This is a genomic window from Streptomyces sp. M2CJ-2 (assembly GCF_016757295.1).
Lineage (GTDB): Bacteria > Actinomycetota > Actinomycetes > Streptomycetales > Streptomycetaceae > Streptomyces.
Genome location: NZ_JAESIF010000280.1, coordinates 1 through 656, shown reverse-complemented (window position 1 = coordinate 656; position 656 = coordinate 1). Strand labels below are relative to the sequence as shown.

Genomic DNA, 656 nt, shown 5'->3' with positions numbered 1-656 from the left:
CCTCACCCCCGGAGTATCACGCGAAATACACCAAACCCCTCACTTCAGAATCCGCTCGGTGAATCCGGGCTCAGTGGGAATTCAGTACGGGTCACGAGTTTGAGTGCCTGACCATCCGTTTCCGGAGCGTTCTCGACCCCGACTACCTGGCCGAAAAGCTGGCCCTTGGTATCCAGGCGGCCGCCCTGAAGGGGTGGCAGGACAACGACTTGCACGACCTGTACGACTGGCTTCGCGAAGGCGCGAACGACTGCGTCGGCTCCAGCATGGTGCGCGGGACACACCGCATGGGCTTTCTCATGTTCAAGGTGACCTGCGCTGCGGTCAGCCGCACCGAGGTGATCACCGAAGTCCGCACCACCCTCACGGACACTGCCTTGGACGGCACACCGCTGAGCGCCGACGGCAGGGCCTGAAGGGTGTTGCAGCAGGCGGCTGTCGTCGGCCGGGCAAGGACTGCTGGTGGCGGTGCTGGTGTGGTACGCCGAAGCCGGTATGGCGGCGGTGCCGGAGCCGCCGGCGCCCGCCGCGGTGCCCGGTGAGCCCCCCACCGGCCCGCCCGGGCGGCACCCCGCAAGGGCGCCGCCCGGGCGGATCGGCACGCCGCCCGGCCGCTCACCTGACGTAGGCGAGCCGGCTCACCCACTGGGACAGCG

Annotated in this window: 1 protein-coding gene and 1 pseudogene; both read left to right on the top strand. The window is 68.8% G+C overall.

Annotated features, from left to right (window positions below; all coding sequences use genetic code 11):
- Positions 1-209: 209 nt before the first annotated feature.
- Entirely contained in the window at positions 210-416 is a 207-nt protein-coding gene (locus JL475_RS39300) for a hypothetical protein (protein WP_202282972.1), read from the top strand.
- Between the two features lie 46 nt (positions 417-462).
- Positions 463-656: pseudogene (locus tag JL475_RS41075) on the top strand (hypothetical protein); the annotation flags it as partial.